Source organism: Novosphingobium naphthalenivorans NBRC 102051 (assembly GCF_001590985.1).
GTDB lineage: Bacteria > Pseudomonadota > Alphaproteobacteria > Sphingomonadales > Sphingomonadaceae > Novosphingobium > Novosphingobium naphthalenivorans.
In genome coordinates, this window is sequence record NZ_BCTX01000159.1 from 1 (window position 1) to 4,335 (window position 4,335).

Here is a 4,335-nt window from a genome sequence, read left to right on the forward strand (position 1 = left end):
GCGATGAATGGTGTCGATCAAAACATTCCAGAGCAAATCGAACTCCGGCACGAGAATAACCCGCTCGTTTCTAATTCCGATAGCTAGCAGCAAGATCGTGGACTGCTCGGAAGGAATACGCGCAGCCTCAATATCATGCACGACCTCCCAAGGCTCGAACCAGCTCCCCTCAGCATCTCGAAGGCGTAGACCGTTGTCCGCCACGGCTTCGATCACCACGCCAATGTTGCCATCTTCAGAAATCGCTATGTATCACCTTGTCTGGAACCACTATGCAACTGGCGACAATTGGGGATGCCTCCGCACCATCGGTACCCGGTCGCAGTAAGCCCGGGGCACGGAGGCGAGACACGAATATCATTTCAGCTTGCGAAACGCCACCCCCAAAAGTAGGAAATAATTTATCACCCTTTGATAAAAAGATGTATTTTTTACTAAAAAATATTGGATTTTATCCGCGTAGCACAATTCGCCACAACTACACCTCCACTCATCACCACAAGAAAATAACTTCCCCCCCACATCAAGCTTGCAACATACTTCATTGATCGACTGACGAAGACACGGGTTGTTGCGCAATGTATGGGTACTTAAATTGCAGCGTCGAGAAGTCCCGCTCCTGCTCCTTACCTCCCCTAAGTTTGAACTTAAGGTCGCCGGAAAGTTGACAGGTGCTATAGGTAATTGCGGGGCTAGTGCTATTGAATGCACCCGCCCAACGCCGCTCCAGAGTCAGAATCACGTCTCGCGTTGATCCTCGCGTTACGAGTTCAACATCTTTGGATGGAGCGAACCACTCTGCCTCTGGAACCTCAGGTGTGCAGGAGATTTTCAAACCCTCCAGGATGATATCCTTGGCCTCACTGATCTCATTATTATTATCGAATAGTTGATGAGTTGATCGCCATTGCAAGACCGAAGTCGACGCGCCAGATGACGGATCACTCTCAACTTTAGCAATGATTGGCTCCTGCCTATTGTCACGAATTTGTAGGTCGGGAGTCGCACGCGCCGGCATTGTTATCGGAAGAGGGGAAAGAGAGACAATATTGTCAGTGGCACGCGCTCCAATGGGGTATTCAAACTTCAAGTCGAGAACTTGCGTCTTCTTAAGCGACATGTTTGACGCAGGCCTGAAAATCACCGGGATGGAACACACGGGCCAGCCGTATTTATCAACAGATGGCTTGGGAGCCCCCATGGAAAGAGTGGCGTCCGTCGCATCAGGCGATGACTGTATTACTTCCCAGTGCCCGGTGCACATCGCCTTGGGCAATCGCTCTATCAGGTAAGTGATGGTGCGTGGCGTGCGGTCGTAGATGGTCAGGTCGGAATTGGCCATAGCAGGATCAAGGATGACCGTCCCTGTGGTATCAGCCCTCGTGACAGCTTTCGCAACGCTCGGTAATTCGCGACTTTCTATGTCGAGCGTGCCGTCGTCCTTTCGGAGCACAGCAAGCTTGTAATGCTGGCCGTCTAGTTTTGAGATCCATTGGACCGCCCCATTTAAGCTTCCGTTTGAGTTCCCGATCAGCGGAATGCTGACCGTGTAAGAAGACGAAGCCTCGTACTTCTCATTCCGCTTAAGACCGAACTGTTCTGACGTCATTACACCCTTAAACTTGGTTAGAAGCTTCAATGGCTTAGTCGCGTCAGAGAGGTGCGTTTCGCGCCAGTACAAGATTGTCATCGCAGCATTGAAAGGCGACTGGCTTGCATTGGTCTCGCCCTTATACGCTTCCCAAAGAGGAGACATGAATGTTGAGCTAATTAGGTTCAGCGAATAACTTCTCGAAGTAGAATATTCAGCTTCCAGTCCAGCCTTCAATGTTGCCACAGGGAAGCTATATCCAGCATTAGCTTTCAGCGCACCCTGCAGTGAATTCGCGCAGCTTTGCAAATAGGAAGCCTTATCTACCAGGGGAGCAGTCAGAAATTGCGGAAGATCAGGATCCACGGTAGCCAAATAATCGCGACCGCCGTCGATTTTTAATTCGCCAATATCAGCGGCATCATAGACTGCCGCAAAGTAGTAGGCCATGCTATCGCCGTGGAAGGGAGAAAGCTTCGGTCCAAGGTCGTCGGTGACACCAAATTCAGTGAGCACCCAGCCAGGCACCGCAGAGGCAGGATGTTTCTTCGACTTGCCGGGTTTCACCATCATGAGTGGCGTCCCCTGGCAACTGAGCATCATCTTGTCGAAAACACCCTCCAGCCAAGGACCAAGATATTGATCTGTACCTTCCGGATTTACCAGCGGCGCTTTCGGCAGACTTTTCGCGGCCCACGCCTGGGAAGGAATAACACTGAGTCCGGCTATCGCTGCGCCAGCCAGTACGGCCATTTTGATATTCCGCATGACACCCCCTATTGGTAGACATTCTTAAATACTATGGCCCACATTTCGGGAATCAAGGCAATATACCAGGTTTTTTCGAGAACGCCTTTCAGGATAAAATAATCAATTTGGCGATAAGCATTTCACAAAGTTCACTTGATTTTTCTACATTTTCCAGAATGTCATTATGATTCTTACACCTAAACGATTCTAATGGTGGTTTCTTCCAAGCGAGGACGAGAAGTTATGGAGTTTTCGCTCCTAGATTCCATAATATTGAAACTGCAAGCGCTGAACACCTTGCTTGGTGTACCATCAATCATCAGCTTGGTGTAGAAACGGTGATTGGGGAGATTGAGCAGGTCGAGTTCGCCAATGTCTGGCTGCAATTCCCGGGCAATCACTGGCGCATCTTCAGCCCCAACCCGAAACGCAACGAGCGTCCCCACATTTCCGAGCACCGCATGCCGGATGTCAGGGCTGAGCTGATGCAGGTGTTGGTGACTCAAAACCAATCCGACACCCATTTTGCGTAGCTCCGGTAGCATGGTGGCGAAGGCAAGCGTCGTGAACGACTGGAATTCATCGACGTAGAGGAAGAACGGGCGCCGGTTGGAAGCTGGTTCCTCGGCACGGCTGAACGCCGCCATACTGATGGTGGCAACGATCATGCTGCCAAGGGTGTCGGCGCTATCAGCGCCAAGACGTCCCTTGGCGAGATTGGCGATCAAGATACCTCCCTCGTCCATAAGCTTGCGGAAGCTGATCGGTGTGTCGGGCTCTGCCAGGGTGTGATAGAGGCGGGGATCGGTAAGTAAACCGCCGAGTTTGTTGAGCACCGGCGCCGTGACCTCCGCGCGCTGGCGATACGGATATTTCTCGAACTCGTGCAGCCAGTATGCCTTGACCACCGGATTGCGGATGCGACGAACGACCTCCTTGCGGAAGGCTTTTTCTGCATAAAGGCGCAGGATGTCGGGAAGCACTGAGCCATCACGCTCAATGAGGGCATAGAGGCTGTTGCGCAGCACATGCTCCATGCGCACGCCCCAGGCATCACCCCACAGGTTTTTCATGGCATCCATCAGGCCTGAGACGGCGAGTGGAATCTTGTCCCCACGGACGCGTTTCAGGGGATTGAAGCCATAGGGTTGGCTAGGAGACGCAGCGTCCATGTAGATGTACGGGCGCCCTGATCGCCCAGCCACATCACGCATGCGCTCGGCGAGGTCGCCATGCGGATCGATGACGGCAAATCCTCGGCCGGCATTCACGTCTCCGCGCGCCAGTGTTTCGAGTAATGTGGACTTGCCGGCGCCCGTTGCCCCGATTGCATATGTATGCATCAGCCTATCGACCTGACGGATGCCGAAAGGCACGAAGTTCTGCCGATGGTTGGTGAGACCGAAATAGGAAATGTCGTCCATGGGCTCATTGTCTGAACAACAGCGCGGGCTGTCATGGCGCCACCAATCGCGCCGGTGCGGCAGCACTTCGTCAGTGGGGGACTTGGGGACTTGAGGGATGTGATTTCGGATGTTCTCAGTCAGCAACCTTCGTCCGCGCAGTTGGTGACGCCGTGCTGGCTTGGGTGGGTTCACCTACGCTTGAAGGATGAAACTCACCGATACCGATCTTCAAGAATTCATTGCCGCTTACGAGGCTGACTTTGGCGAAACGATTTCGGTGCCTGAGGCGAGAGAGATGGCCGCGCGCCTGCTGGCGGTGTTTCGTCTGCTTTCAACTGATCCTGCACCAAAAACAGCTGCTCAAAACTCTTGAACTGAGCAATCATAGTCTCAATGTCATCATCGTTCGGTGAGGTCGCACATGTTCGCTAGAAGCTCTTCGCCTTCACCGGTGAAGGCGAAGAGCTTCGTCTATGCGCTACCCCAGTTAAACCTCACCGGTAAAGTATATGGCGCCGTAATATCTTTCTTTGGGTGTGCTCAGGAAGACTCTACGCAAGCAAAGCCCTGCGCCTCCTAATCTTACTG

The 4,335-nt window shown here is 52.6% G+C and carries 4 protein-coding genes; 1 reads left to right on the forward strand and 3 read right to left on the reverse strand.

What is annotated here, in order from left to right; translation table 11 throughout:
• The 3 genes from NN5_RS24205 to NN5_RS24215 form a co-directional block, all read right to left on the reverse strand.
• Nucleotides 1-219 (reverse strand): hypothetical protein (locus NN5_RS24205; RefSeq protein WP_157081321.1); only part of this gene is annotated, 219 nt, incomplete at its 3' end.
• Nucleotides 220-541: 322 nt separating this feature from the next.
• Nucleotides 542-2,359, reverse strand: a complete 1,818-nt coding sequence (locus tag NN5_RS24210) for a hypothetical protein (RefSeq protein WP_157081322.1) — start codon at nt 2,357-2,359, stop codon at nt 542-544.
• Nucleotides 2,360-2,538: 179 nt separating this feature from the next.
• Nucleotides 2,539-3,765 carry a type IV secretory system conjugative DNA transfer family protein gene (locus NN5_RS24215; RefSeq protein ID WP_067739174.1) on the reverse strand — a complete coding sequence of 409 codons (1,227 nt, stop codon included), beginning with the start codon at nt 3,763-3,765 and terminating at the stop codon, nt 2,539-2,541.
• Nucleotides 3,766-3,952: 187 nt separating this feature from the next.
• Between NN5_RS24215 and NN5_RS26165 the strand changes: the two genes are divergently transcribed.
• A complete protein-coding gene (locus NN5_RS26165; protein WP_157081323.1) occupies nt 3,953-4,120 on the forward strand; it encodes a hypothetical protein in 168 nt (55 codons plus the stop codon).
• Nucleotides 4,121-4,335 lie beyond the last annotated feature (215 nt).